The following is a 23,934-nucleotide window of genomic DNA, read 5'->3' on the forward strand; positions in this document are numbered from 1 at the left end:
CAGACCTCCCGGCACCCGCCTGTCCCACGTCTCCGGCACCCGCCTGTCCCGCTCCTCCCGGCACCCGCCTGTCCCACTCCTCCCGTTCCCCTGTCCCGTTCCTCCTGTGCCACGCGCAACGCGCTACGCGCCACCGCGCCCTCCCCTTCCTTCTCCCTTCCACTGCCCGCATCCGTGTGTGGTCTGCGGTGCCCCCGAGCGCGACGCGGCCTGGCCGGTGTCTGGCGCATCATGGGCCGTGTGCGATTCGAAGCGATCACCTGGGAACGGCTCGGCGATACCCTCGCCGAGCGGCTGCGCGACCTGACCCCGGCCGACGGCAGTCCCTGGCCGCGGGTCGCCTTCGACGGCGCCCCGGCAGCCCGCCCCGGTGACCTCGCCGAACGCGTCGCCGAGGCGCTGCGCGTACGCGGCCGCTCCTCCCGTGTCGTCGACACCCACGGATTCCTGCGGCCCGCTTCCCTCCGTCTGGAACACGGACGCCACGACGTGGAGGCCTACCTCGACGGCTGGTTCGACACCGGTGCCCTGTGGCGTGAGGTGTTCGGCCCTCTCGATCCGGGGGGCGACGGCCGGATCCTGCCCGACCTCCGCGATCCCGTCACCGATCGCGCCACCCGCAGTTCCTACGTCCAACTCCCTCCCAGTGGAGTCATGTTGCTGCATGGCCCCCTCCTGCTGCGCCACTGGTTTCCGTTCGACCTGACCGTCCATGTCCTCCTCTCCCCGGCCGCGCTGCGCCGCCGCACTCCGGAGGGTGAGCACTGGACGCTGCCCGCTTTCGAGCGCTACGCCCAGGAGACCGATCCCGCGGCCACGGCCGACATCCTCGTCCGCGCCGACGATCCCCGGCATCCGGCGTGGAACGGGTGAGCGGAGCAGGCGAGCCGGGGCCTCAGAGCCAGCCGTTGCGCCGGAAGCCCCGGTACAGGGCCAGGCAGGCGAGGGATATCACGGCGATGACCATGCCGTAGCCGTATCGCCAGTGGAGCTCCGGCATGTGGTCGAAGTTCATGCCGTACACCCCGCAGACCATCGTCGGCACGGCGACGATCGCCGCCCACGCGGTGATCTTCCGCATGTCCTCGTTCTGGGCGACCGTGACCTGCGCGAGGTGCGCCTGGAGGATCGAGTTGAGGAGTTCGTCGAACGCGGCGATCTGCTCCGTGGCACGCATCAGGTGGTCGGAGACGTCCCGGAAGTAGGCCTGTATCTCCGGGTCGACCACCCGCACCGGCCGGTCGGCGAGGTCCAGCAGTGGCCGGCCGAGCGGCACCACCGCCCGCTTCAGCTCCAGGAGCTCGCGCTTGAGCTGGTAGATGCGCCCCGGGTCCACCCGCGCGCCCTGCTGGGCGAAGACCTCCATCTCCACCTGGTCGATGTCCTCCTGCACGGCGTCGATGACGCTGAGGTAGTCGTCGACGACATGGTCGGCGATCGCGTGCAGCACCGAGGAGGGCCCCTTGGCGAGCTGGGCGGGGTCGGCCTCCAGTTCCTCACGCAGCGGTCCGAGCGAACCGTGCCGTCCGTGCCGCACCGAGATGACGAAGTCCCGGCCGACGAACACCATGATCTCGCCGGTGTCGACCACCTCGCTGGTCGCCGTGAGCTGCTCGTGTTCGACGTAGCAGACCGTCTTGAAGACCGCGAACAGCGTCTCGCCGTACCGCTCCACCTTGGGACGCTGGTGGGCCTCGACGGCGTCCTCGGCCGCGAGTGGATGGAGGTCGAACAGGTCGGCGATGCCCGCGAACTCCTCGTTCGTCGGCTCGTGCAGACCGAGCCAGACGAAGCCGTGGCCGCTCTTGCGGACGCGTTCCACGGTGTCGACGAGGTCGCCGCCGACCGGAGCCCGGGCTCCGTCCTGGTACGACACGCAGTTCACCACCGAGGAACCCAGCGGGGAGCGGGCGGGATGGCTCAGGTCGACCCGTGTGCGCCGCCGAGCCAGCCGTGCCATCTTCCGCAGGCCACCGACCGTTCCCAGTCCGGTCACCTTCCGAAGATTCCCCGCCATGGTCATCTGGATCTCCTCGCGTACGTCTCCCCGTGGCGCGTTTCCCTGCGCCCTGGCGGGCCAGTCTGCCAGGCCCGAGCAGACCACGGGGAAGCCTGTGGGAAGGGGGCGTTCCGCTTTGTTCCCGCCTGTGGACAACCTGACGTGGGTCTGCCCGCGACAGGGGTTGCCATCCCTGCCGCGCCCCCTTTTCCGCACCCCCCGCCGTCCCTTCACGCCCTCGGCCGGCCGTCCCCGGGCCCGTGCGCACCGGCCGCGTCGACCGCCTCGGACAAGCCGGGCAACTGGGATGATCGACGTATGACGCGAACCGACGGGTACCTCCTCGACAACCGGCGGACCGAGGCGGGCGAACGCTTCGACGCCTTTGCCGACCTCTTCGACCCCACGACGTTCCGCCATCTCGAAGGCCTCGGTGTCGGGCCCGGCTGGCGCTGCTGGGAGGTCGGCGCGGGCGGCACCTCCGTGGTGTCCTGGCTGGCGAAGAAGGTCGGGCCGACCGGCAAGATCGTCGCGACAGACATCGACATCTCGCGGCTGACCCCGGTCGCCCGCCAGCCGGTGCAGGTTCGCGTCCACGACGTGGCGGTCGACGAGCCGCCGGGGGAGGGCTTCGACCTGGTGCACGCCCGGCTCGTGCTGGTTCACGTACCGGACCGGGACCGGGCCCTGCGGTCGATGGTCAGGGCCCTGCGCCCCGGCGGACGGCTCCTGGTCGAGGACGCGGACCCCGCCCTGCAGCCCTTGCTCTGCCCCGACGAACACGGTCCCGAACAACAACTGGCGAACCGGCTGCGGAACGGCTTCCGCAAGCTCCTGGCCGACCGGGGCGCCGACCTCTCCTACGGCCGCAGACTCCCACGCCTGCTGCGCGAGGCCGGACTGCGCCGGGTCGAGGCCGACGCCTACTTCCCGGTCACCTCACCCGCCTGCGCCGCCCTGGAATCCGCGACGGTCCGTCAGATCCGCGCGGACCTCGTCGCCACCCGCCTCGCGACCGACGAGGAGATCGACCGACACCTGGCCAACGTCGCCGCCGGAGCCATGGATCTGGCGACCGCGCCGATGATCTCGGCGTGGGGGAGGAAGGGGTAGGCGGCCGGCGCGGCCACGCGTGTCGGACGACGGCACACCCCGTCGCTCCCACCGGTCTGCCAGCCGGCGTGGCCGACAGGCGTGGCCGGGCCTCACCGTCGACATCGCAGCCGCGCGTAGCCGGGGCCGATGGCCGACGAGTCAGTCCGTGTGGCCACGCCTGGGGGCCGACGTCTCATCCGGCGGGGCTGGTGTCCGCCCTCTCTACCGCGTCATCGATCGTGCCATCACCCGTGGCCACCCGTGCCGTCGTCGCTCTGCCCGCCCCGTCCGGCGGGGGAAGACCTGCCGAAGGGCCTGTCGGAAGACCTGCCGGAGGGCCTCCTGGAAGATGTGCTGGAAGACCTGCCGGAGGGCCTGCCGAAGGACCTGCCGGAAGGCGTGTCAGAGGGCCTGCCGCCGAGGCCGGTTCGCGGTCGTCGCCGCGCGCAGGAGGTCTGCCGCCCACCCGCTCCACCGCCCGCGCGCCCGCCCGGCATCCCTCGGCCGCCGCGTCGCCGGGCTCGGCGCCCACGAGCAGGGCGGCGAGAAACGCGCCGGTGAAGGCATCACCGGCTCCCGTGGTGTCCCGGGGTGTCGCGGGGACGGCGGGGACGCGGGCGGTGACGGCGCCGTCGCGGGCGACCAGTGCGCCGTCAGCCCCCTGCTTGGCCACCACCAGCGGAACGTGACGGCTCAGTTCGGCCGCCGCGTCCGCTCCGTCGGGCCACCCGGTGAGCAGACACGCCTCGTCGCGACTGGGCAGCAGCACGTCCACCCCCTTGACGAGCCCGAGGAAGCGTTCCGCACCCAGCTCCGTCAGGAACCCGGCCGACGCCGGATCGAGGCTCACCGGCACCCCACGCGCGCGTGCCGAGGCCGTCGCCGTCTTCACCAGCGCGCGCCCGGACGCGGAGAACAGCAGGTAACCCGATAGATGCAGTCGGCCCACCCCGTCGAGCAGGGAGTCCGACCAGTCGCCGGGTCCGAGCCGCAGGGATGCGCCACTGTCGGTGAGGAACGTCCGCTCGGCCGCGGCCCCCGTGTCGACCAGGCAGATCACCGTCCCGGTCGACGCCTCGGGGTCGACGACGAGCCGGGGCCGCACCCCACAGCCGACCAGCTCCCGTTCGTGCCAGTCCACCGCGTCCGCACCCACCCGCCCGAGCAGTCGTACGTCCGAACAACCCCAATGCGCGGCCCAGCAGGCCACGTTGGCCCCCGCCCCGCCCGGCAGCGTCCGGATCACCGCCGCGGTGTCCGTCCCCGACGCCAGCGGCCCCCGGTGCCGCGCCACGACGTCCGTCACGACATCCCCGACGACCAGCAACGCCCCTCTCCGCGCCCCCGGACCCACCGCGCGGGCACCCTCGCTCACGCCCCCGCCCACGCAGCGGCGATCCGCCCCGCCAGCCGCACGTTGCCGCGCACCGCTGCCAGATTGGCCCTCAGGGACGCGCCGTCGGTGTGCCGGACCAGGTAGTCGAGCAGGAACGGCGTCACGGCCTGACCGGTCACGCCCTCCTCCTCGCACGCTTGCAGCGCGGCGGCGAGCACACGCGCGTGCAGCTCCGGATCCAACTGCTGCTCCTCAGGGACCGGATTGGCGACAATCAGCGCCGACTCCGGTTCGATCAGCGTGTCCTGAGCACGCATCACATTCGCCACTTGGTGCGGACTGTGCAGCGTCCAGTCCACGGGATGGCCCGAGTCGGAGAGGTAGAAGCCGGGGAAGCGGTCCGTGCCGTACCCGGCCACGGCGACGCCCAGCGTCTCCAGCCGTTGCAGGGTCGCCGGAACGTCGAGGATCGACTTCACCCCGGCACACACCACGGTGATCCGCGTGCGCGCCAGCAACCCAAGGTCGGCCGACTCGTCCTGGGTCGTCGTCCACTCCCGGTGCACCCCGCCGAGCCCGCCCGTGGCGAACACCCGTACACCCGCCGACGCCGCCAGCAGCGCGGTAGCCGACACCGTGGTCGCCCCGCTCGCGCCCAGGGCGACCGCGAGCGGCAGGTCGCGGTGGCCCAGCTTGCGGATCCCGTCCTCGTTGGCGACCCGTTCCAGCTGTTCCTTGTCCAGGCCGACGTGGGGCCGCCCGTCCAGTACGGCGATCGTCGCCGGTACGGCACCCTCCGCGCGTACGACCGCCTCCAGCTCCAGCGCCACCTGCAGATTGCGCGGACGGGGCAGCCCGTGGGCGATGATCGTGGACTCCAGGGCCACCACGGGTCGACGCGCGTCGACCGCCTCCCGCACCTCTTCCGACACCACCAGCACCACGTGCCCGCCTCCTGTCCGTCGGTCTTCCCTCATTCCTGGCGGGCGGCGCACCCGGTCAAACCCTTGCGCCCGCTGGGGAACGACACGAGCCTGAAGGCATGACGGACAACACGACACGCCTCGACCACGTCGTCCTATGGGTGCGCGACCCGCTCGCGTCAGCCGACTTCTACGACAGGACCGTCGGGCTGGAAACCGTGCGCGTCGCCGAGTTCGCGGCGGGCGAGGTGCCGTTCCCGTCCGTCCGCGTCAACGACGAGGCGCTTCTCGATCTCATGCCCCGGACAGCGGCGGAACGCATGACCATGCTGCCCGGGTCCGCGGACAGTGCCGGACACCCCGTGAACCACATCTGCCTCGCCCTTTCCCGGGCGGCCTTCGACGCGCTCGGCACCCGCCTGGCCGACCACGCCGTCCCGTCGTCGGAGATCTCGCACGGTTCCTTCGGCGCCCGAGGCGACGCGACCCGCAGCTTCTACTTCCGTGATCCGGACGGCAACGTCATCGAGGCACGGCACTACGACTGACACCCCCGGTGCCACGCCCGCCACCTCCACTGCCCCGCGACCTCCACTGCCCCGCCACAGTCACCGCCCCGCCACCTCCACCGACCCGCGCCCGGCCTGCCGCGCACACCACGCCTGCCACTCGCATGACCGGCCCGGCCGCCGACCGCCAGCCGCCGTGGGCCGCCGGCCGTCAGGGGCGCCGCCCGGCCGTCAGGGACCGCCGGACCGCAGGCTCCGCCCGGCTCAGAAGAGCGGCTCCGGCAGTACGCCTTCCAGGGCGAGCAGCTTCCGCTTCGCCTCCAGACCGCCCCCGAAGCCGCCGATCCCGCCGTCGCTCTCCACGACCCGATGGCAGGGCACGACCACCGGCAGGGGGTTGGCGCCCATCGCCATCCCCACCGCCTGCGCGGCCCCCGGCTGGCCCACCCGCTTCGCCAGCTCGCCGTAGCCGACGACCGCCCCGTACGGGACGCCGGAGGCGAGTTCGTGCAGGACCTGCCGGTTGAAGCCGGAGATCAGCGACCAGTCCAGGGGCAGTTCGAAGGCGCGCCGGGAACCCGCGAAGTAGTCCTCGACCTGACGTATCACCTCGGCGAGCAGGGGGGAACCGGGCGCCTCGGCCGGCTCGGTGCCCAGCCGGGCAGCGAGGCGGCCGAGCGCCTTGTCACGCACCGCCTCGGTGGCGTGGAACACGACGTTGACCAGGCCCTCGCGGGTCGCGGCCAGCAGCAGCGGACCGATGTCGGTACCGACGACGGCCCACACGACCTGCTGCTCGTACTGCCCATGGCTGTTCATGCCCCCACCGTACGGCCCGCCACTGACAACGCCCCGGACGGTCGCACCGGGAGCGGAGGGCGGCGGGGGACGTCAGGGGTGCGGCAGTGCCTGTTGGACCACGTCGGGCCGGTTCGTGATGATGCCGTCGACGCCGTATCCGGCCACGACGCGGGCGACGGAGGCGTCGTCGACGGTCCACACGAAGACCCCCAGCGGCTTGCCGTGCGGACCCGTGACCGCGTGCACGGCGGACACGTAGTCCTGGGAGAGAGACGTGTACGAGGGGTTGATCAGGTCGGCGAACCGCGCGTGGTCGGACAGGTCCGCGACCGAGGGCCGGCCCAGCAGCCCGGTGGTGACCGCCGGCTTCAGATCGTGGACGGCCTGCAGACTCCCGGCACTGAAGCTCTGGACGACCAGCCGGCCGTCCAGGTGTCGCCGGTCCAGCCACCCCTCGTTGCCCAGCACCTTGAGAGTGTCCCGCTCGATCCCCGGATACAGCTGAGGGTTCTTGATCTCCAGCAGCAGGCTCTGACGGTGACGCTCGACACGGCGGACGAACTCTGTCAGCGTCGGCACGCGCGCGCCCGCGTACGCGGAACCGAACCAGCTGCCCGCGTCGAGCCGCGCGATCTCGGCCGCGGTGAAATCCTTCACCTGCCAGGGGGCGCGCTCCGGGAAGACCTCCTCGACATCGGTCGTCCTGCGGAGGCTGTCGTCGTGGACCACCACGAGTTCGCCGTCCTTCGTGCGCTGGACGTCGTTCTCCACCCAGCGGACGCCCATGCCGGCCGCCGCGTCGACGGCGGCCAGGGTGTTCTCGGGAGCCGCGGCGGACGCGCCCCGGTGGGCGATCACCTCCGGCCGGGCGCCGACGCCCCGCGCGTCGTGGACGGACAGCAGCAGGACGACGGCGCCCACCAGCGCGGTCGTCGTGGCGGCAACTACGCGCGCGTACATGCGCACTCCTCGCGTTCGGGCGGTCACGTACAGATCACTCTCGCAGCAGACACTCCACGGCGGAGGAACGCACGACGGCCACGCGAACGACAGGAGAAGCCCGGGCCCCTCACTTATGCCGCACATGTGGGGCAGGGGCGTGTTTCTTTGCCGGAAAATCGTTCGACCATTCCGGTGGCAGTCATACTCTCTGCGTCACCCCCGGCCACTCGCGCCGTCCGGGGAGGGGTGCGCGTTTCAAGGACATCCAGCAACAGGGCGGAAGGGCAACCGCGCATGCACGGCACGGTCGACGGATTCAACTACGGACTCGTCACACCGCTGGTGGCCTACGTGATGGCCTGCCTCGGTGGCGCACTGGGACTGCGGTGCACCACCAGAGCCCTCCTCGTCGCCCACTCCTGGCGCCCCGGATGGCTCGCCCTGGCCTCCGCGGCGATCGGCTCCGGCATCTGGACCATGCACTTCATCGCGATGATGGGCTTCACCGTCGCGGACGCCCCGATCCACTACGACAAACCGATCACCTACGCCAGCCTGGCCGTGGCCATCGTCATGGTCGGCGTGGGGATCTTCATCGTCGGCTACCGGGGCGCGACCGGGACCGCGCTGTTCACCGGGGGCACGATCACCGGCCTGGGTATCGCCTCGATGCACTACCTGGGCATGGCCGGCCTGCAACTCGACGGCAAACTGGAGTACGACACGCTCACCGTCGCCGCCTCCGTCGCCATAGCCATGGCCGCCGCCACCGCCGCCCTGTGGGCCGCGGGCCAGGTCAGGGGCCTCCTGTGGAGCGTCGGCGCCGGCCTCGTCATGGGGCTGGCCGTCTCCGGCATGCACTACACGGGCATGGCCGCCGTCAGCGTCCACCTGCACGCCACCGGCGCGCCGACCCAGGGCGACTCACCCGCCGGCCTGCTCGCCCCGATGCTGATCGGTCCCCTCTCCTTCCTCTGCCTCGCGGGAGCCGTCGTCCTCTTCGACCCGCTGATGGTCATGGGCAAGCCCGACTGGACTCCCGCCGAGCACAAGCCCGGCGTTCCCGCCCACGCCCAGGTCCCCCGCCCCGCCCGCCGGACCCCTCTCCGCACCCGCCGCGGGATCGCCCACCACGAGCCCCGGACCCCGCAGAACCGCTGACCGGACCCCGTTGTCAGTGGGGGGTCGTACGGTGGATGGCATGCGGCCCGTTTCCCAGATCGAACGCACGGTGGCGCCCTTCGAGGTCGTCAGCCCCTACCAGCCCAGCGGCGACCAGCCGGCGGCCATCGCCGAGCTGGCCAAGCGCATCGAGGCCGGCGAGAAGGACGTCGTCCTCCTGGGCGCGACCGGCACCGGCAAGTCCGCCACCACCGCGTGGATGATCGAGAAGCTTCAGCGCCCCACGCTCGTGATGGCGCCGAACAAGACGCTGGCCGCCCAGCTGGCGAACGAGTTCCGCGAGCTGCTGCCGAACAACGCCGTCGAATACTTCGTCTCGTACTACGACTACTACCAGCCCGAGGCGTACGTTCCGCAGTCGGACACCTACATCGAGAAGGACTCCTCGATCAACGAGGAGGTCGAGCGCCTGCGCCACTCCGCGACCAACTCGCTGCTCACCCGGCGGGACGTCATCGTGGTCGCCTCGGTCTCCTGCATCTACGGCCTCGGTACGCCGCAGGAGTACGTGGACCGCATGGTCCCCCTCAGGGTCGGCGAGGAGATCGACCGGGACGAGCTGCTGCGCCGCTTCGTGGACATCCAGTACACGCGCAACGACATGGCCTTCACCCGCGGCACCTTCCGGGTGCGCGGCGACACGATCGAGATCTTCCCCGTCTACGAGGAGCTCGCCGTCCGCATCGAGATGTTCGGCGACGAGATCGAGGCACTGTCCACGCTCCACCCGGTCACCGGCGAGATCATCAGCGACGACGAGCAGCTGTACGTCTTCCCGGCCTCCCACTACGTCGCCGGCCCCGAGCGCCTGGAGCGGGCCGTCAACGACATCGAGAAGGAGCTGGGCGAGCGCCTGGCGGAGCTGGAGAAGCAGGGCAAGCTCCTGGAGGCCCAGCGGCTGCGCATGCGTACCACCTACGACATCGAGATGCTCCGCCAGATCGGCTCCTGCTCCGGCGTGGAGAACTACTCGATGCACTTCGACGGCCGCTCGCCCGGCTCCCCGCCGAACACCCTGCTCGACTACTTCCCGGACGACTTCCTGCTCGTCATCGACGAGTCCCACGTCACCGTCCCGCAGATCGGCGCCATGTACGAAGGCGACGCCTCCCGCAAGCGCACCCTCGTCGACCACGGCTTCCGCCTGCCCTCCGCCCTCGACAACCGCCCCCTGAAGTGGGAAGAGTTCCAGGAGCGCATCGGACAGACCGTCTACCTGTCGGCGACGCCCGGCAAGTACGAGCTGTCGCGCGGTGACGGCGTCGTCGAGCAGATCATCCGCCCCACCGGCCTGGTCGACCCCGAGGTCGTCGTCAAGCCCACCGAGGGCCAGATCGACGACCTGGTGCACGAGATCCGGACACGTGTCGGCAAGGACGAGCGCGTCCTGGTCACCACCCTCACCAAGAAGATGGCCGAGGACCTCACCGACTACTTCCTGGAGCTCGGCATCCAGGTGCGCTACCTCCACAGCGATGTCGACACGCTGCGCCGCATCGAGCTCCTGCGCGAGCTGCGCGCCGGCGAGTTCGACGTCCTGGTCGGCATCAACCTCCTGCGGGAGGGCCTCGACCTCCCCGAGGTGTCCCTGGTGGCCATCCTCGACGCCGACAAGGAGGGCTTCCTGCGGTCCGGTACCTCGCTGATCCAGACCATCGGCCGCGCGGCGCGCAACGTCTCCGGCCAGGTCCACATGTACGCCGACAAGATCACCCCCGGCATGGAGCGGGCGATCGAGGAGACCAACCGCCGCCGGGAGAAGCAGATCGCCTACAACAAGGCGAACGGCATCGACCCGCAGCCCCTCCGCAAGAAGATCAACGACATCGTGTCCCAGATCGCCCGCGAGGAGGTCGACACCGAGCAACTGCTCGGCTCGGGCTACCGGGCGCAGAAGGACGGCCGCGGTACCAAGGCACCCGTGCCCGCCCTTGGCGACAAGGCGGCCAAGGGAGCCAAGTCCGCCAAGTCCGCCAAGGGTTCGGCCGCGCGGGGCGTCCCGACCGACCGCCCCGCGGCCGAGCTCGCCGAACAGATCGAGCAGATGACGGAGCGCATGCGGGCTGCCGCGGCCGACCTCCAGTTCGAGGTCGCCGCCCGGCTTCGTGACGAGGTCTCCGAGATGAAGAAGGAACTGCGCCAGATGAAGGAGGCCGGCCTGGCCTGACGGACCACGCGCGCCCGGGCGCCGTACGCACTGTGTTGCAAGAACGACACAAAGTGCGGTCTCGGGTACGGCGCTGTCAGTGCCCTTGCGTAGGGTTTTCGTCAACCGCGGGTCCGCGGCAACAGGGGACAGTCCGAGAGGGGAATCAGCGCGTGACCGTCAACATGACCAAGGGTCAGGCCATCAGTCTGCAGAAGAACGACGGGGGCAGCCTGACCGCGGTGCGCATGGGTCTCGGCTGGCAGGCGGCCCCCCGGCGCGGCCTGTTCGGCTCCCGCACCCGGGAGGTCGACCTCGACGCCTCCGCCGTCCTGTTCGCGGACAAGCAGCCGGTCGACGTCGTCTTCTTCCGCCACCTGGTGAGCGACGACGGCTCCGTCCGCCACACCGGTGACAACCTCGTCGGCGGCGTCGGCCAGGGTGGCGACGACGAGGCGATCCTCGTCGACCTGGCCCGCGTCCCGGTCCACATCGACCAGATCGTCTTCACCGTCAACTCCTTCACGGGCCAGACGTTCCAGGAGGTGCAGAACGCGTTCTGCCGTCTGGTCGACGAGACCAACGGCCAGGAGCTGGCCCGCTACACGCTCGCAGGTGGCGGCGCCTACACGGCCCAGGTCATGGCCAAGGTGCACCGCGTCGGCAGCGGCTGGAACATGACCGCCATCGGCACCCCGGCCAACGGTCGCACCTTCCAGGACCTGATGCCCGCCATCCTGCCCGTCCTGTAGGACCCGGCCAGGACGGGCGGGACACCACGACACCACACGCGACACAGGGGGACGACAGGCGATGACGGCCGAGCTGGTGCGGGGGCAGAATCACCCGCTCTCCCAGATCCGCCTCGAGGTCAGGATCTCGGCCGGAACGCCGATCGTCGCCGGGGCCACGCTCGGCGACGGCAGCGGCAGGATTCCCGGCGCTGAGTGGGTGGCCCACCCGGGCGCGCCCACCCTGCCCGGCCTCGAGGTGTCCCGGCAGGCGGCCGCCGATCACCGCCTCGCGGTGGATCTGGACGCCGTCGCCGCGGACGTGCAGCGTGTCAGCATTCTGCTCGCGCTGCCCTCGGGCGTCGGCGGACCGATCAGCTTCGGCTCCGTCGCGGCCCCCTTCGTCGCGGTCACCGGTCTCGACGGCACCGAGGTCGCCAGCTACACCATCACCGGCCTGGACGCCGAGTCGGCCGTTGTCGCCATGGAGCTGTACCGGCGCCAGGGAGCCTGGAAGGTGCGCGCGGTCGGCCAGGGGTACGCCGGGGGCCTCGCCGAGCTCCTCACCGACCAGGGCCTGACGCAGGCACACGAGCTCGCGGCCGGTATCCAGGAGGCCGTGGCGCTGGGCGGTGCCCGTTCGGTGCCCGCCCCACCGCCGCGTACGACGGACGGCGACCGCTCCCGGCAGACGGCCGCTTCCTCCCTCGGCCAGGACCAGAGCGGCTCCCCGTACGGCGCACAGGCCACCCAGGGCGCCACCGGCCCCCCTGCGGGAACCCCCGGTCAGGGTCCCGGCACGCCCGGCTCCTCGGACCCCGCGGCGGGCCTCCCGACGAGCTCCGCGCAGGCCGACCCGTCGGCCGCCACCCAGCCGTCGGCGCCGTCGGCGCCCACCACGGGTGGCCCGATCGACTACAGCCACCCGCGCCGGCGCACCACCGCCCCACCACCGGCGCCCACCGCGCCCCCGGCCCAGCCCGGGCAGCCGACGCAGCCCGTCGCCGGGGACGCGACCGGCTGGTCCATGGAGGAGCGGCTCTACAACCAGGTCTGGGGCATGTTCGAGGATCTGGCGCGCACCACGGCCGCGTACCGCAGTGCCGTCGACTTCGCCGACACCCGTCGCGAGAACGAGCTCGACCAGGTCCTGTCCGATCCGCGCAGCCGCATCGGAGGCCAGGCGGACGCCGCCCGCGAGGCGGCCCGCGCCAAGTACGCGCAGCTCGTCGAGCAGGCCCAGCAGGCACTGGACCGGGATCTGGTCCAGCTCACCGCCGAGGCCGATGTCGTGGAGCCGGCACTGCCGCCCGCGTACGCGCGCTGGGACAACCCGGTCTGGCACGCCTACCGCGTGCCCATGGAGATGCCCATGGCCCTGCGCCTGGGCGACCTCCACCTGCCCGAGAGCGACCGGCTGCGCATCCCCCTGCTGATGCGGCTCCCGCTGGAGCGCGGGCTGTGGATCGACAGCGGAAGGACGGGATCGTCCGACGGCTCCTTCGCCGATTCCCACGAGCTGAGGCGCCTCGCCATGGAGTCGGCCGTGGCGCACACGGCCCGCCTGCTGGCGGTCCATCCCGCGGGCGAGTTCACCGTCCACGTCGTCGACCCGGCCGGCTCGGGCGCGCAGGCCCTCGCCCCCCTGGTGCGGACCGGTGTGCTCGCGGGTCCGCCCACTGTCGGCGCGGCCGGTGTGGCGGACGTCCTGGGCCGGCTCACCCAGCGCGTGGACCTGGTGCAGATGGCCGTCCGTGGAGGCGCGGCCGACTCGCTCCCACCCGGCTTCGACACCTCCCAGCAGCTCCTGGTCGTCAACGACTTCCCGCACGGCTTCGACGACCGTGCGGTCAACCAGCTCCGCTACCTCGCGGACGAGGGCCCCGCCGTCGGTGTCCATCTGATGATGGTCGCCGACCGGGAGGACGCCGGCGGTTACGGTCCGTTGCTGGATCCGCTGTGGCGCGGGCTGATGCGCTTGACGCCGGTCCCCGACGACCACCTCGCCGACCCCTGGGTCGGGCACGCCTGGACGTACGAACCGGCGCTCGTGCCGTCCGGGAGCCAGGTCCTCGTACACGTCCTCACCCAGGTCGCCACAGCTCGCCGTACCTGGTCGCGATAACCGCTCCACAGCTTTCCCAAGCACCCGCAAAGGCGCTCTGAGCAGCGACTTTTGGTTTTCCTTTACCAAGTACTTTACCAATCCTTGGTGATTCGGGTACTGTTTTCCGTACGGAGGGGAGTACTCCCTACCTGCTGCGGCGTACCCGTCAATACGGATCGAGTCAGGTCCCGGGGCGTCGGCCCGTGCGGTCCCACGCGTGCTGTGAGCCGGGACCCGGGGTGGAAGAGACCTCCGGCAGCGCAACGACGCTGACTACCTGCCGTTACGTACTGCCGGAGGCGCAGTGGATGTTTCCATGACCCTGTGGGTCCTGACCATCGTGGGCCTGGCCGCCCTCATCGCGGTCGACTTCTTCATCGGCCGCAAGCCGCACGACGTGTCCATCAAGGAAGCCGGCATCTGGACCGTCGTCTGGATCGCCCTCGCCGGACTGTTCGGGCTCGGCCTGCTGTTCTTCGGTGGAGGCCAGCCCGCCGGAGAGTTCTTCGCGGGCTTCATCACCGAGAAGTCCCTCAGCGTCGACAACCTCTTCGTCTTCGTCCTGATCATGGCGAAGTTCACGGTCCCGTCGCAGTACCAACAGCGGGTCCTGCTCGTCGGCGTCCTCATAGCCCTGGTGCTGCGAGCCATCTTCATCGCCGCGGGTGCCGCGATCCTCGCCAGCTTCGCGTGGGTGTTCTACCTCTTCGGCGCCTTCCTGATCTGGACCGCCTGGAAGCTCATCCAGGAGGCCCGGGCCGACGAGGAGGACGAGGAGTACGAGGAGAACAAGCTGCTCAAGGCCGTTGAGCGCAAGTTCGGTGTAGCCGACCGCTACCACGGCACCAAGCTGTGGATCGAGCAGAACGGCAAGCGGGTCATGACCCCGATGCTCGTGGTCATGCTCGCCATCGGCACCACCGACGTGCTCTTCGCGCTCGACTCGATCCCCGCGATCTTCGGTCTCACGCAGGACCCGTACATCGTCTTCACGGCGAACGCGTTCGCCCTGATGGGACTGCGGCAGCTGTACTTCCTCATCGGCGGCCTGCTGAAGAAGCTGGTGCACCTGAGCTACGGCCTGTCCGTCATCCTCGGCTTCATCGGCGTGAAGCTGGTGCTGCACGCGCTGCACGAGTCCGGGGTCCACGTTCCGGAGATCAGCATCCCCGTCTCGCTCGGCGTCATCTGCTCCGTGCTGATCGTCACGACGATCACCAGCCTGCGGGCCTCCCGGAAGCAGGCGGCGGCCGAGAAGGCACAGCACGGGAGCGAAGGCGCTCCGAAGGACAGCCTCGACGTCTGACCTCGGACGACAAGGCGACGACCATCGGGAGCGGTGACCGGCGCACGGCCGGCCATCGCTCCCGGCCGTTCGCCGCCGGCCTCATCGCTCGACGACCGAACCAGCGCGACCAGGGAGCGGCCGTATCAGCCAGGAACCAGACGCACGGACCGGACATGCGAAGCCCGTACCGCTCTGCGACGATCGCAGCATGATCGCTTGGCTCAGGCCGCTCACGAACCGGTGGACGTCCCTCGTGCCCGTGCTCGCGGTCGTCCTGCTGGCCTTGACCTGGGGGCGCGACCTGTCCGGCCCGGTCGTCGCCCTGGTGACCGTGGTCCTCGCCGGAGCCGTCCTGGCCGCCGTACATCACGCGGAGGTCGTCGCCCACCGGGTCGGCGAACCGTTCGGCTCCCTGGTGCTCGCGGTGGCCGTGACGATCATCGAGGTCGCCCTGATCGTCACCCTGATGGCGGACGGCGGCGACAAGAGTGCGACGCTCGCCAGAGACACGGTCTTCGCCGCCGTGATGATCACCTGCAACGGCGTCGTGGGGCTGTGCCTGCTCGTCGGTTCGCTGCGCCACGGCACGGCGATCTTCAATCCCGAGGGCACCGGAGCCGCCCTCGCGACCGTCGCGACCCTGGCCACGCTCAGCCTGGTCCTGCCGACCTTCACCACCAGCAAGCCGGGACCCGAGTTCTCCTCCGTCCAGCTCACCTTCGCCGCGCTCTCCTCACTGATCCTCTACGGCCTGTTCGTCGCGACCCAGACCGTGCGGCACCGCGACTACTTCCTGCCGATCGCCCGGCAGGGCGGCGTCATCACCGCGGACGACCACGCCGACGCCCCCTCCTCCCGGACCGCCCTGATCAGCCTCGGGCTCCTCGGCATGGCCCTGATCGGCGTGGTCGGGCTCGCCAAGGGCGTCTCACCCACCATCGAGTCCGGTGTGGAGGCAGCCGGCCTGCACCACGCGGTGGTCGGTGTGATCATCGCCCTGCTCGTGCTGCTTCCCGAGACCATCGCCGCGCTGCGCTCCGCCCGGCGCGACCGGGTGCAGACCAGCCTCAACCTCGCGCTCGGCTCCGCGATGGCCAGCATCGGCCTGACCATCCCCGCCGTCGCCCTCGCGTCCATATGGCTCTCCGGCCCGCTCGTCCTCGGCCTCGGCGCCACCCACATGGTGCTGCTCGCCCTGACGGTCGTGGTGGCTTCCCTGACGGTGGTGCCGGGGAGGGCCACGCCGCTCCAGGGCGGAGTGCACCTGGTCATCTTCGCCGCCTATCTGGAGCTCGCGATCAATCCGTGAGGCCGGTCAGCACACCCGGACGCGCCCACAGATGCCGGCCGCCCGCCTCACCCCGCGGCCGCCTCCGTCTCCGTGTTCGCGGTGGCGCCCGTCGCCGCCACCGGCGTCGGGCGGGTCTCCGGCAGCAGGGCGAAACAGCCCAGACTGAGCAGCGCGACGCCCGTCAGATAGGCGCCCACACCCCACGGCACCCGCCCCGACTGTTCCGCCAGGGCCGTGGCCACAACGGGCGTGAGCGCGCCACCGAGGACCCCGCCGAGGTTGTAACCGACGGCCGCACCCGTGCAGCGCACGCGCGGCTCGTACAACTCGGGCAGATACGCGGCGATCACGGCGAACATCGTGACGAACGCGATCATCGCCCCCAGGCAGCCCACGAACATCGGCAGTGGCCGGCCGGTCGACAGGAGCGCGACCATCGGGAACATCCACACGGCGGCCGCCGCGCACCCGGTGAGGCACAGCGGCCGTCGGCCGAGACGGTCACCGAGCAGGGCCGCCAGGGGCGTCAGCGCACCCTGCACCACCATCGCGGCCAGGATGCAGCCCAGCATCACCTCGCGGCTCACCCCGAGCCTCTGCGTGGCATGGGCGAGCGACCACGTCGTCACGGTGTAGAAGATCGCGTACCCGACGGCGAGCCCGCCCGCGGTCAGCAGGACGAGCCGCCAGTGGGAGCGCACGACCTCGGCGAGCGGCACGCGCGCGTGGTCGTCGATCTCCAGGAACCGCGGACTCTCGGGAAGCGACGACCTGAGCCACAGCCCGAGCACCGCCAGCACCCCGGCCGCCCAGAAGGGCACCCGCCAGCCCCACTGAGCGAACTGCGCCTCGGTCAGCGCCGCCGACAGGGCCAGCACCACCCCGTTGGCGAGCACGAACCCCACCACGGGCCCCACCTGGGGGAAGCTCGACCACAGTCCGCGCCGCTCGGCGGGCGCGTGCTCGACGGCCAGGAGGACCGCGCCACCCCACTCGCCGCCCAGCCCGAGCCCCTGCAGGAACCGCAGCACGAGCAGCAGCACAGGAGCGGTCGCCCCGATCGAGTCGTACGTCGGCACGCACCCTACGGCGACCGTCGCGGCGCCGGTCAGCAGGAGGGAGACGACGAGCACCGGCCGCCGTCCGTGCCGGTCCCCGAGATGCCCGAAGAGCACCGACCCCAGCGGCCGTGCCACGAAACCCACGCCGAACGTCGCGAAGGCGGCCAGCGTCCCGGCGAGCTGCGAGAACGTCGGGAAGAACAGCGGCCCCAAGACCAGCGCGGCCGCGGTCCCGTAGACGAAGAAGTCGTAGAACTCGATGGCGGTTCCCGCGAGCGAGGCGGACGCGAGCCGCTTCATGGAGGGCGCGGTCACGGTGCGTACGTCGTGCATGACGCGTCAACTACCCGCCGTCACGCGGGGTTACGGGGGCGTGCGGCAGCACACGCCGTGGCGGTCGGCTCAGTAGGTGACGGTGATGCGCCGTGCGGGCCCGTCGACGCGGACCGTCCCGCCGTAGGGAAGGACGAGCTGCGGATCGGTGTGGCCGAAGTCCACGTCGAAGACGGCCAGGGTGTCAGGGGCGTACGCCCGCAGCGCACGCCGCACCGCTTCGCGCTGATCGGCGGCGTACCGCGCGCCCTCCTCCGCGCTGCTGGGACGCTCGAACGACCAGGTCTTGGCGCGGCCCATCAACAGTGCCGGGAAGCGCCGCAGCAGGCCGCGCTCGCCCATGTTGCGGAGGATCCGGAAGACCTCCGTGGCGCTGGGCAGCTCCTCCGAGGTCTCCAGGAACAGCACGCCGCCGTCGTACACGGACAGGTCGGGCGCGATCTCCCGGTCGGCCATCAGCAGCCAGGAGAGGATCTCCAGGTTGCCGCCCCAGCTGCGGCCCTCCACCACGCGGTCGGCGTTGTGCCAGGTCCATCCGGTGCCGGGCCGGGTCTCCGGCTCCGTCTCGAACGTCGTGGGGTCGGCCCAGTCGCGGTTGACGTCCGTCCAGCGTTCGGCGGGCCGCAGGTCGTACGCGCCGGAGGTGAACAGCGCCGCCCGGAGGGAGTCCGCGGTCAGCCTGTCCATGGCCACGGGCCGGCCGAGCTGCACCATCACACTCGCGCCGTGATAGCCGACGATGCCGGTGTTGTACAGGTAGGCGAGCAGGTTCGTGTTGTCGCTCGTCCCGAAGAACGGCTTCGGGTTCGCGCGGAGGATCTCGCGGTCCAGCAGCGGCAGGACGGTGATCTGGTCGTCGCCGCCGATCGACGCGATGACCGCTTTCACCTCGGGGTCGGCGAACGCCGCGTGGATGTCGTCGGCCCGCTGCTGCGCGGTCGCCCCCATCGTCCGGGTCGTCGGGAACTCGACCGGCTCCAGGCCGAACTCCTCGCGCAGCCGCCGCAGACCCAGTTCGTAGGGGCGCGGGAAGAGTCCGGGCAGGCCGGCGGCCGGCGAGAGGACGGCTATGCGGTCGCCGGGCGAGGGCTTGGGCGGGTACGAAGGGGTCGTCATGCCGGGAGGGTACGGCCTGCTGCCCCGCGGTCTCACCGTGATAAACCGGGGGCGAGCAGCGGTCCCCGACGGACCGCCCCGTCGAACGGACCGGAGGAACCGTGCCCCGCACCCTGGCAGACGCCCCGATCATGATTCTCAACGGCCCCAATCTGAACCTCCTGGGGCAGCGCCAGCCCGAGATCTACGGGGCCGACACCCTCGCCGACGTCGAGGAGCTGTGCGTCAAGGCGGCGGCCGCGCACGGGGGCACGGTGGACTTCCGGCAGTCCAACCACGAGGGCCAGCTGGTCGACTGGATCCACGAGGCGCGTGTGAACCACTGCGGCATCGTGATCAACCCGGGTGCCTACTCGCACACCTCGGTCGCGATCCTGGACGCGCTCAACACCTGCGACGGCCTGCCCGTGCTGGAGGTCCACATCTCCAACATCCACCGGCGCGAGTCGTTCCGGCACCACTCGTACGTCTCCCTGCGCGCCGACGGCGTCATCGCGGGCTGCGGTGTGCAGGGGTACGTGTTCGGCGTGGAGCGGGTCGCCGCGCTGGCGGGGCCGGCGCAGGCGGACGCGTAGCCCGCCCGCCGGTGTAAGCCGCGCCGTCCAAGCGCCCGCCCCTTACAGGCGGCCCGCCTCCACGATCCGCCGCAGGAAGCGGCGGGTGCGTTCCCGCCGAGGATCGCCGAAGACCTGGGCGGCGGTGCCGCGTTCCAGCACCACACCTCCGTCCAGAAAGCACACCTGGTCGGCGACTTCCCGGGCGAAGCCCATCTCGTGCGTGGCCAGCACCATGGTCATGCCGTCGCCCTTGAGGTCGCGGACGACGTTCAGGACCTCGCCCACCAGCTCCGGATCGAGGGCCGCGGTGATCTCGTCGAGCAGCAGCAGCCGGGGGCGTACGGCGAGGGCCCGCACGATGGCGACACGCTGCTGCTGGCCGCCGCTGAGCCGGTCGGGGTACTCGCCCGCCCTGCCGCCGAGACCGAGCCGCTGCAGGAGCTCCCGCGCGCGTTCCTCGGCCTCGGCGCGGCCGACGCCGTGCACGCGGCGCGGGGCGAGTGTGATGTTCTCCAGCACGGTCATGTGCGGGAAGAGGTTGTACGCCTGGAAGACCACGCCGATACGGCGCCGTACCGCGTCCTGGTCGGCGCGCGGGTCGGTGATCTCCTCACCGTCCAGCCAGATCGCCCCGTCGTCGATGTCCTCCAGCAGGTTGGCGCAGCGCAGCAGGGTGGACTTGCCGGAGCCGGAGGCGCCGATCAGCGCGGTCACCGTGTGCGGGGCGACCTCCAGATCGACGTCCCGAAGGACGACGGAACCGCCGAAGGTCTTGCGGACGGACTCCATCCGCAGCACGGGCGGGCCGTCGGGAGGAGCGGGCGGACCGCCGGGCCGTGCGGACGTGTCGCTCATGTCGTTCCTCCCTGGGCCCGCTGACGGTCCATCCGGGCCGTCACCCAGTCCGTGAACCGCGTCATCGGGATGGTCAGCGCCACGAACACCAGACCCGCGACGATGTACGGCGTGTAGTTGAGGCTGCGCCCCACGATGATGTCCGCGGCGCGCACGGCGTCGATGGCGCCGCCGATCGACACGAGACCGGTGTCCTTCTGCAGGGACACCAGGTCGTTCAGCAGCGGTGGCACCTGACGGCGCACGGCCTGGGGGAGCACGACGTACCGCAGGGCCTGCCGGTTGGTGAGGCCCAGCGAGCGGGCCGCCGCGCGCTGCGAGGGGTGGACGGACTCGATGCCCGCGCGGAACACCTCGGCGACGTAGGCCGAGTACGTCAGGGTCAGTGCCGTGCCGCCGAGCAGAACCGGGTCGACGGTCACCCCCTGCAGACGCAGCGCCGGGACACCCAGCACCACGATCATCAAGTTGATGATCAGCGGCAGTCCGCGGAAGAAGTCCGTGTACGCCGCCGCCAGCACGCGCAGGGGGAAGAAGAGGGGGCCGCGCAGGGTCCGGGCCACGGCGATGAGCATGCCGAGGACCAGCACGGCGGCGCCGCAGACGAACAGCAGGCGGACGTTCAGCCAGAGCCCTTCCAGGACCTTCGGGAAGGCCTCGCGCGCGTACCGCCCGTCGAAGAACGTCTCCTTGGTGCGCGGCCAGCCGGGCGCACCGACGACGATCAGATAGAGCGCGACGGCGGTGACCAGGGTGGACAGCGCGGCGATCGCCGTGGCGCGGCGGGCGCGCGTGCGCCGGTAGCGCTCGCGCTCCAGCCGCCGCTGCGAGGGGACGTACCCGTGGCCGGGCCCCTCCTTGCCGCTCTCGGGCACGTTGCGGCTGTCGTCCGCGCCCTCCGGGCCGGACTCCTCCTCGGTGACCGTCACTTGAGCACCGGGGCGTCGACGGCGTCGGAGAGCCACTGCTGCTCGATCTTCGCCAGGGTGCCGTTCTCGCGGAGGGTGTCGACGGCGGCCGTCACGCACGAGGTGAGCGCGCTGCCCTTGTCGAGCACCAGCCCGAACTGCTCCGGCGTACCGCCCTGGTTCTCGAACTGGCCGACGATGGTGCCGTCGGTCACCTCGGCGGCGGTGATGTAGAAGGCGGTCGGCAGGTCGGTGACGATGGCGTCGACCTGGCCGTTCTTCAGCGCGGACTTGGCCTGGTCGTTCTTGGCGTAGACGGCGGCGTCCCGCGTCGGCTGCACGACGTCGTCGACGTAGTTCAGGCTGGTGGTGCCGACCTGGGCGCCCAGCTTGAGACCCTTGAGGTCCGCGATGCTCGTCGCGCTCGCGGCCTTCGTGCCCTTCAGCGCGACGACGGCCTGGCGCACGTCGTAGTAGCCGGACGAGAAGTCCACGGCCTTCTTGCGTTCGTCGCTGATGGACACCTGGTTGATGTCGAAGTCGAAGGTCTTCTCACCCGGCGCGAAGGCCTTGTTGAACGGCACGCTCTGCCACACCACGGCGTTCTTGTCATAGCCGAGCCGCTCCGCCACGGCGTAGGCCACCGCCGATTCGAAGCCCTGGCCGTTGGCGGGCTTGTCGTCCTTGAACCACGGCTCGTACGCGGGCGAGTCGGTGGCGATCGTCAGCTTGCCGGAGGTCTTGGTGGCCAGTGTGCTCTTGGCGCAGGTGCTCCCGGCCGAACCGGACGGCGCTGCGGCCGTCTTGTCCTCCGGCTGCGGTGCGCAGCCGACTGCGGTGGCGAGGAGGACCGAAGTGACGCCGGCGGCGGCGCGGCGCAGGACACGAGGGGCAGAAGGCATGGCGGGAGAGTGGCAGCGAATGCCGTGTTTGTCGAGATCACATCAGCGACTGTCCACCCTGTGGGAACGGGTGTTGCAGCCGTGTGACAAGGGCCTACGCGAGTGCCTGGTTCGCCGGGCGAGGGCGCGGAAGGACCGGCGGCCCATGCCGTGCGGGAGCCGTCGTCCCGCGCGGGGCTGCCACCGGTCGGCCGCGCGGGCAGATGCCGGGGAGCGCGCGGCGGGCGACAGCGCGTGCACGTAGTTCACGCGGGGCGCGCATGAGACGGCGAACGCCCCCTGTGCGGGTACTGCGCGAGTACACAGGGGGCGTGCGCCGTCGCGGGGGCGGCGGGTAGGCCCGCGCGACGGCGCGGGTACGCAGACCGGACGACGCCGCGGGCGTGCAGGCCTGTAGGACGCCGCAGGCGTGCAGGGCGGCTCACCAGCCGCGCGCGTGCCACTCCGGCAGGTGCGGGCGCTCGGCGCCCAGGGTGGTGTCGTTGCCGTGTCCCGGATAGACCCAGGTCTCGTCCGGGAGCACACCGAAGAGCTTCGTCTCGACGTCGTGGATCAGGCTGGCGAAGGCCAGGGGGTCCTTGCGGGTGTTGCCCACACCTCCCGGGAACAGGCAGTCGCCCGTGAAGACGTGCGGGTGCCCGTGCGGGTCGTCGTAGACGAGGGCGATCGAGCCCGGGGTGTGGCCGACCAGGTGGCGTGCGGTGAGCTCCACGTTGCCCACCCGGACGACGTCGCCGTCGACGACGGGGACGTCGGTCGGCACGGGGATGCCCTCGACGTCGTCCCGGCCGGCGTACGTACGCGCGCGCGTGGCCGCCACGACCTCGGCGAGCGCCTGCCAGTGGTCACCGTGACGGTGGGTGGTGACGACGGACGCGATGCCGTCGTCACCGATCATGCCGAGGAGCGTGTGCGCGTCGTTGGCCGCGTCGATCAGCAACTGCTCGTCCGTGGCCCGGCAGCGCAGCAGATAGGCGTTGTTGTCCATCGGGCCGACCGCGATCTTGGTGATCATCAGGTCCTTGAGCTCGTGCACGTCGGCCGGGCCGCCGACCCTCACCTCTCCGCTGTACGTCATGACGGCAGCCTATAGCGGCGGGAGGGCCGGGAGGGGACCGCCGTCGACGGCCAGGGCCGAGCCGTCGCGGCGTCCGGCGAGCCAGCCCAGGAGGTCCGCGCGGGGCCCCGTGACGGTCACCTCGGGAACGCCGGCCTCCCGGCCGGTGTACCACGCGTGCGTGCCGTCCGTCAGCCGGGTCGGCGGCACGTCGGGATGTCCGGTGAACCGCTGCGCCAGTAAGTCGATCTCCCGTTCGGTGAACTCCGCCGACAGGTCCTCCAGCTCGTGACCGATCCCGAGGTCCACATGGTGCAGCTCGACCTCGATCCACCGCCGGAACGGCACCCGGGCCGCCGAGTCGGTGATCCCGCCTCGCAGCTCGACCGTTCGTGACCAGTCGGCGGGTGCGGCCCCCGCCTCCAGGAAGCGGGCCGTGCTGTCCCGGATGTCCGCGAGCTGGACCCGCAGCGGGCGGGGGGCGTCCCGCTCGATGTCGGTCTCCCGGGTCTCTTCGGAGGCGTACATGGGCCGGCCCTGGAGAACGTTCACCAAAGCGTCGGCGTTGCGTGCCAGGTGGGCGAGGACGTGTCCCCGGCTCCAGCCCGGCAGTCGTGACGACTCGGTCACTGCCGCGTTGTCCAGCTCGGCGACCGCGGTGAGCAGCCGCTCCGTCGCTTCACGTACAGACCGCAGGTCATGAGCGTGATCAGTCATGGTGCTGACCTTAACTCCGCTCCTCCTTCGGGTGAAGATGGCGGACCGCGCCCGTAAATCGAATGCGCGTGCTATATG

General features: G+C 71.2%; 21 protein-coding genes and 1 pseudogene. 10 read left to right on the forward strand and 12 right to left on the reverse strand.

Going from position 1 to position 23,934, the window contains the following annotated elements; all coding sequences use genetic code 11:
* Positions 1 to 231 precede the first annotated feature (231 nt).
* Positions 232 to 873 carry a uridine kinase gene (locus tag ACFV9M_RS12905; RefSeq protein ID WP_385064402.1) on the forward strand — a complete coding sequence of 214 codons (642 nt, stop codon included), beginning with the start codon at positions 232 to 234 and terminating at the stop codon, positions 871 to 873.
* 22 nt (positions 874 to 895) lie between these two features.
* Here ACFV9M_RS12905 and ACFV9M_RS12910 read toward each other — a convergent pair whose 3' ends face one another.
* Complete coding sequence (locus ACFV9M_RS12910; protein WP_385064405.1) at positions 896 to 2,023, reverse strand: magnesium and cobalt transport protein CorA; 1,128 nt, start codon at positions 2,021 to 2,023, stop codon at positions 896 to 898.
* A 294-nt stretch (positions 2,024 to 2,317) separates the two neighbouring features.
* Here ACFV9M_RS12910 and ACFV9M_RS12915 point away from each other — a divergent pair, with 294 nt between their 5' ends.
* Complete coding sequence (locus ACFV9M_RS12915) at positions 2,318 to 3,112, forward strand: methyltransferase (protein WP_385064409.1); 795 nt, start codon at positions 2,318 to 2,320, stop codon at positions 3,110 to 3,112.
* A 421-nt stretch (positions 3,113 to 3,533) separates the two neighbouring features.
* On the opposite strand, the pseudogene ACFV9M_RS12920 reads toward ACFV9M_RS12915, so the two are convergent.
* Together ACFV9M_RS12920 and ACFV9M_RS12925 are read right to left on the reverse strand one after the other, a co-directional pair.
* Positions 3,534 to 4,481 (reverse strand): annotated as a pseudogene (locus ACFV9M_RS12920) (carbohydrate kinase family protein); the annotation flags it as partial.
* A complete protein-coding gene (locus ACFV9M_RS12925; protein ID WP_385064412.1) occupies positions 4,466 to 5,374 on the reverse strand; it encodes a pseudouridine-5'-phosphate glycosidase in 909 nt (302 codons plus the stop codon). The pseudogene ACFV9M_RS12920 and the gene ACFV9M_RS12925, both read right to left, overlap by 16 nt.
* A 98-nt stretch (positions 5,375 to 5,472) precedes the next feature.
* Here ACFV9M_RS12925 and ACFV9M_RS12930 point away from each other — a divergent pair, with 98 nt between their 5' ends.
* Positions 5,473 to 5,901, forward strand: coding sequence for a VOC family protein (locus ACFV9M_RS12930; RefSeq protein WP_385064415.1), 429 nt, complete (start codon positions 5,473 to 5,475; stop codon positions 5,899 to 5,901).
* Positions 5,902 to 6,126: 225 nt separating this feature from the next.
* Here the strand turns inward: ACFV9M_RS12930 and ACFV9M_RS12935 are convergent, their stop codons facing one another.
* A complete protein-coding gene (locus tag ACFV9M_RS12935; protein ID WP_385064418.1) occupies positions 6,127 to 6,681 on the reverse strand; it encodes a methylated-DNA--[protein]-cysteine S-methyltransferase in 555 nt (184 codons plus the stop codon).
* 72 nt (positions 6,682 to 6,753) lie between these two features.
* Positions 6,754 to 7,623: a glycerophosphodiester phosphodiesterase gene (locus tag ACFV9M_RS12940; protein WP_385064421.1), complete on the reverse strand. Its 870-nt coding sequence runs from the start codon at positions 7,621 to 7,623 to the stop codon at positions 6,754 to 6,756.
* A gap of 276 nt (positions 7,624 to 7,899) precedes the next feature.
* Between ACFV9M_RS12940 and ACFV9M_RS12945 the strand changes: the two genes are divergently transcribed.
* The 6 genes from ACFV9M_RS12945 to ACFV9M_RS12970 all read left to right on the forward strand — a co-directional run bounded on the left by ACFV9M_RS12945 (position 7,900) and on the right by ACFV9M_RS12970 (position 16,368).
* Positions 7,900 to 8,766: an MHYT domain-containing protein gene (locus ACFV9M_RS12945; protein ID WP_385064423.1), complete on the forward strand. Its 867-nt coding sequence runs from the start codon at positions 7,900 to 7,902 to the stop codon at positions 8,764 to 8,766.
* A 40-nt stretch (positions 8,767 to 8,806) separates the two neighbouring features.
* Positions 8,807 to 10,954 (forward strand): excinuclease ABC subunit UvrB, encoded by a 2,148-nt coding sequence (uvrB, locus tag ACFV9M_RS12950; protein WP_385064426.1) that lies wholly within the window; start codon positions 8,807 to 8,809, stop codon positions 10,952 to 10,954.
* 152 nt (positions 10,955 to 11,106) lie between these two features.
* Positions 11,107 to 11,685: a TerD family protein gene (locus ACFV9M_RS12955; protein ID WP_385064429.1), complete on the forward strand. Its 579-nt coding sequence runs from the start codon at positions 11,107 to 11,109 to the stop codon at positions 11,683 to 11,685.
* Positions 11,686 to 11,746: 61 nt separating this feature from the next.
* Positions 11,747 to 13,789, forward strand: a complete 2,043-nt coding sequence (locus tag ACFV9M_RS12960) for a TerD family protein (protein WP_385064431.1) — start codon at positions 11,747 to 11,749, stop codon at positions 13,787 to 13,789.
* Between the two features lie 298 nt (positions 13,790 to 14,087).
* Positions 14,088 to 15,077: a TerC/Alx family metal homeostasis membrane protein gene (locus ACFV9M_RS12965; protein ID WP_385064434.1), complete on the forward strand. Its 990-nt coding sequence runs from the start codon at positions 14,088 to 14,090 to the stop codon at positions 15,075 to 15,077.
* 190 nt (positions 15,078 to 15,267) lie between these two features.
* Entirely contained in the window at positions 15,268 to 16,368 is a 1,101-nt protein-coding gene (locus tag ACFV9M_RS12970; protein WP_385064437.1) for a calcium:proton antiporter, read from the forward strand.
* Between the two features lie 47 nt (positions 16,369 to 16,415).
* Here ACFV9M_RS12970 and ACFV9M_RS12975 read toward each other — a convergent pair whose 3' ends face one another.
* The gene (locus tag ACFV9M_RS12975) at positions 16,416 to 17,744 is read right to left on the reverse strand and encodes an MFS transporter (protein ID WP_385064440.1); all 1,329 of its coding nucleotides are present in this window, start codon (positions 17,742 to 17,744) and stop codon (positions 16,416 to 16,418) included.
* Positions 17,745 to 17,813: 69 nt separating this feature from the next.
* A complete protein-coding gene (locus ACFV9M_RS12980; protein WP_385064443.1) occupies positions 17,814 to 18,860 on the reverse strand; it encodes a S66 peptidase family protein in 1,047 nt (348 codons plus the stop codon).
* 101 nt (positions 18,861 to 18,961) lie between these two features.
* Between ACFV9M_RS12980 and aroQ the strand changes: the two genes are divergently transcribed.
* Positions 18,962 to 19,435, forward strand: a complete 474-nt coding sequence (gene aroQ, locus ACFV9M_RS12985) for a type II 3-dehydroquinate dehydratase (RefSeq protein ID WP_385064446.1) — start codon at positions 18,962 to 18,964, stop codon at positions 19,433 to 19,435.
* Between the two features lie 42 nt (positions 19,436 to 19,477).
* Here aroQ and ACFV9M_RS12990 read toward each other — a convergent pair whose 3' ends face one another.
* The 5 genes from ACFV9M_RS12990 to ACFV9M_RS13010 form a co-directional block, all read right to left on the reverse strand.
* Positions 19,478 to 20,206 (reverse strand): amino acid ABC transporter ATP-binding protein, encoded by a 729-nt coding sequence (locus ACFV9M_RS12990; RefSeq protein ID WP_385064497.1) that lies wholly within the window; start codon positions 20,204 to 20,206, stop codon positions 19,478 to 19,480.
* Between the two features lie 62 nt (positions 20,207 to 20,268).
* Positions 20,269 to 21,201, reverse strand: a complete 933-nt coding sequence (locus ACFV9M_RS12995; protein WP_385064449.1) for an amino acid ABC transporter permease — start codon at positions 21,199 to 21,201, stop codon at positions 20,269 to 20,271.
* On the reverse strand, positions 21,198 to 22,082 hold the full coding sequence (locus ACFV9M_RS13000; RefSeq protein ID WP_385064452.1) for an ABC transporter substrate-binding protein: 885 nt from the start codon (positions 22,080 to 22,082) through the stop codon (positions 21,198 to 21,200). Before ACFV9M_RS13000 ends, ACFV9M_RS12995 begins: the two co-directional genes overlap by 4 nt.
* A 421-nt stretch (positions 22,083 to 22,503) precedes the next feature.
* Complete coding sequence (locus tag ACFV9M_RS13005; protein ID WP_385064455.1) at positions 22,504 to 23,160, reverse strand: MBL fold metallo-hydrolase; 657 nt, start codon at positions 23,158 to 23,160, stop codon at positions 22,504 to 22,506.
* 9 nt (positions 23,161 to 23,169) lie between these two features.
* Positions 23,170 to 23,856: a maleylpyruvate isomerase family mycothiol-dependent enzyme gene (locus tag ACFV9M_RS13010; RefSeq protein ID WP_385064458.1), complete on the reverse strand. Its 687-nt coding sequence runs from the start codon at positions 23,854 to 23,856 to the stop codon at positions 23,170 to 23,172.
* Positions 23,857 to 23,934: the final 78 nt, after the last annotated feature.

Source organism: Streptomyces sp. NPDC059895 (assembly GCF_042731035.1).
Classification (GTDB): domain Bacteria; phylum Actinomycetota; class Actinomycetes; order Streptomycetales; family Streptomycetaceae; genus Streptomyces.

Coding starts and splice junctions, on each gene's coding strand:
- ACFV9M_RS12905 (WP_385064402.1), top strand. CDS start 232: ATGGGCCGTGTGCGATTCGAAGCGATCACCTGGGAACGGCTCGGCGAT.
- ACFV9M_RS12910 (WP_385064405.1), bottom strand. CDS start 2,023: ATGACCATGGCGGGGAATCTTCGGAAGGTGACCGGACTGGGAACGGTC.
- ACFV9M_RS12915 (WP_385064409.1), top strand. CDS start 2,318: ATGACGCGAACCGACGGGTACCTCCTCGACAACCGGCGGACCGAGGCG.
- ACFV9M_RS12930 (WP_385064415.1), top strand. CDS start 5,473: ATGACGGACAACACGACACGCCTCGACCACGTCGTCCTATGGGTGCGC.
- ACFV9M_RS12935 (WP_385064418.1), bottom strand. CDS start 6,681: ATGAACAGCCATGGGCAGTACGAGCAGCAGGTCGTGTGGGCCGTCGTC.
- ACFV9M_RS12940 (WP_385064421.1), bottom strand. CDS start 7,623: ATGTACGCGCGCGTAGTTGCCGCCACGACGACCGCGCTGGTGGGCGCC.
- ACFV9M_RS12945 (WP_385064423.1), top strand. CDS start 7,900: ATGCACGGCACGGTCGACGGATTCAACTACGGACTCGTCACACCGCTG.
- uvrB (WP_385064426.1), top strand. CDS start 8,807: ATGCGGCCCGTTTCCCAGATCGAACGCACGGTGGCGCCCTTCGAGGTC.
- ACFV9M_RS12960 (WP_385064431.1), top strand. CDS start 11,747: ATGACGGCCGAGCTGGTGCGGGGGCAGAATCACCCGCTCTCCCAGATC.
- ACFV9M_RS12965 (WP_385064434.1), top strand. CDS start 14,088: ATGACCCTGTGGGTCCTGACCATCGTGGGCCTGGCCGCCCTCATCGCG.
- ACFV9M_RS12970 (WP_385064437.1), top strand. CDS start 15,268: ATGATCGCTTGGCTCAGGCCGCTCACGAACCGGTGGACGTCCCTCGTG.
- ACFV9M_RS12975 (WP_385064440.1), bottom strand. CDS start 17,744: ATGCACGACGTACGCACCGTGACCGCGCCCTCCATGAAGCGGCTCGCG.
- ACFV9M_RS12980 (WP_385064443.1), bottom strand. CDS start 18,860: ATGACGACCCCTTCGTACCCGCCCAAGCCCTCGCCCGGCGACCGCATA.
- ACFV9M_RS12990 (WP_385064497.1), bottom strand. CDS start 20,206: ATGGAGTCCGTCCGCAAGACCTTCGGCGGTTCCGTCGTCCTTCGGGAC.
- ACFV9M_RS13000 (WP_385064452.1), bottom strand. CDS start 22,082: ATGCCTTCTGCCCCTCGTGTCCTGCGCCGCGCCGCCGCCGGCGTCACT.
- ACFV9M_RS13005 (WP_385064455.1), bottom strand. CDS start 23,160: ATGACGTACAGCGGAGAGGTGAGGGTCGGCGGCCCGGCCGACGTGCAC.
- ACFV9M_RS13010 (WP_385064458.1), bottom strand. CDS start 23,856: ATGACTGATCACGCTCATGACCTGCGGTCTGTACGTGAAGCGACGGAG.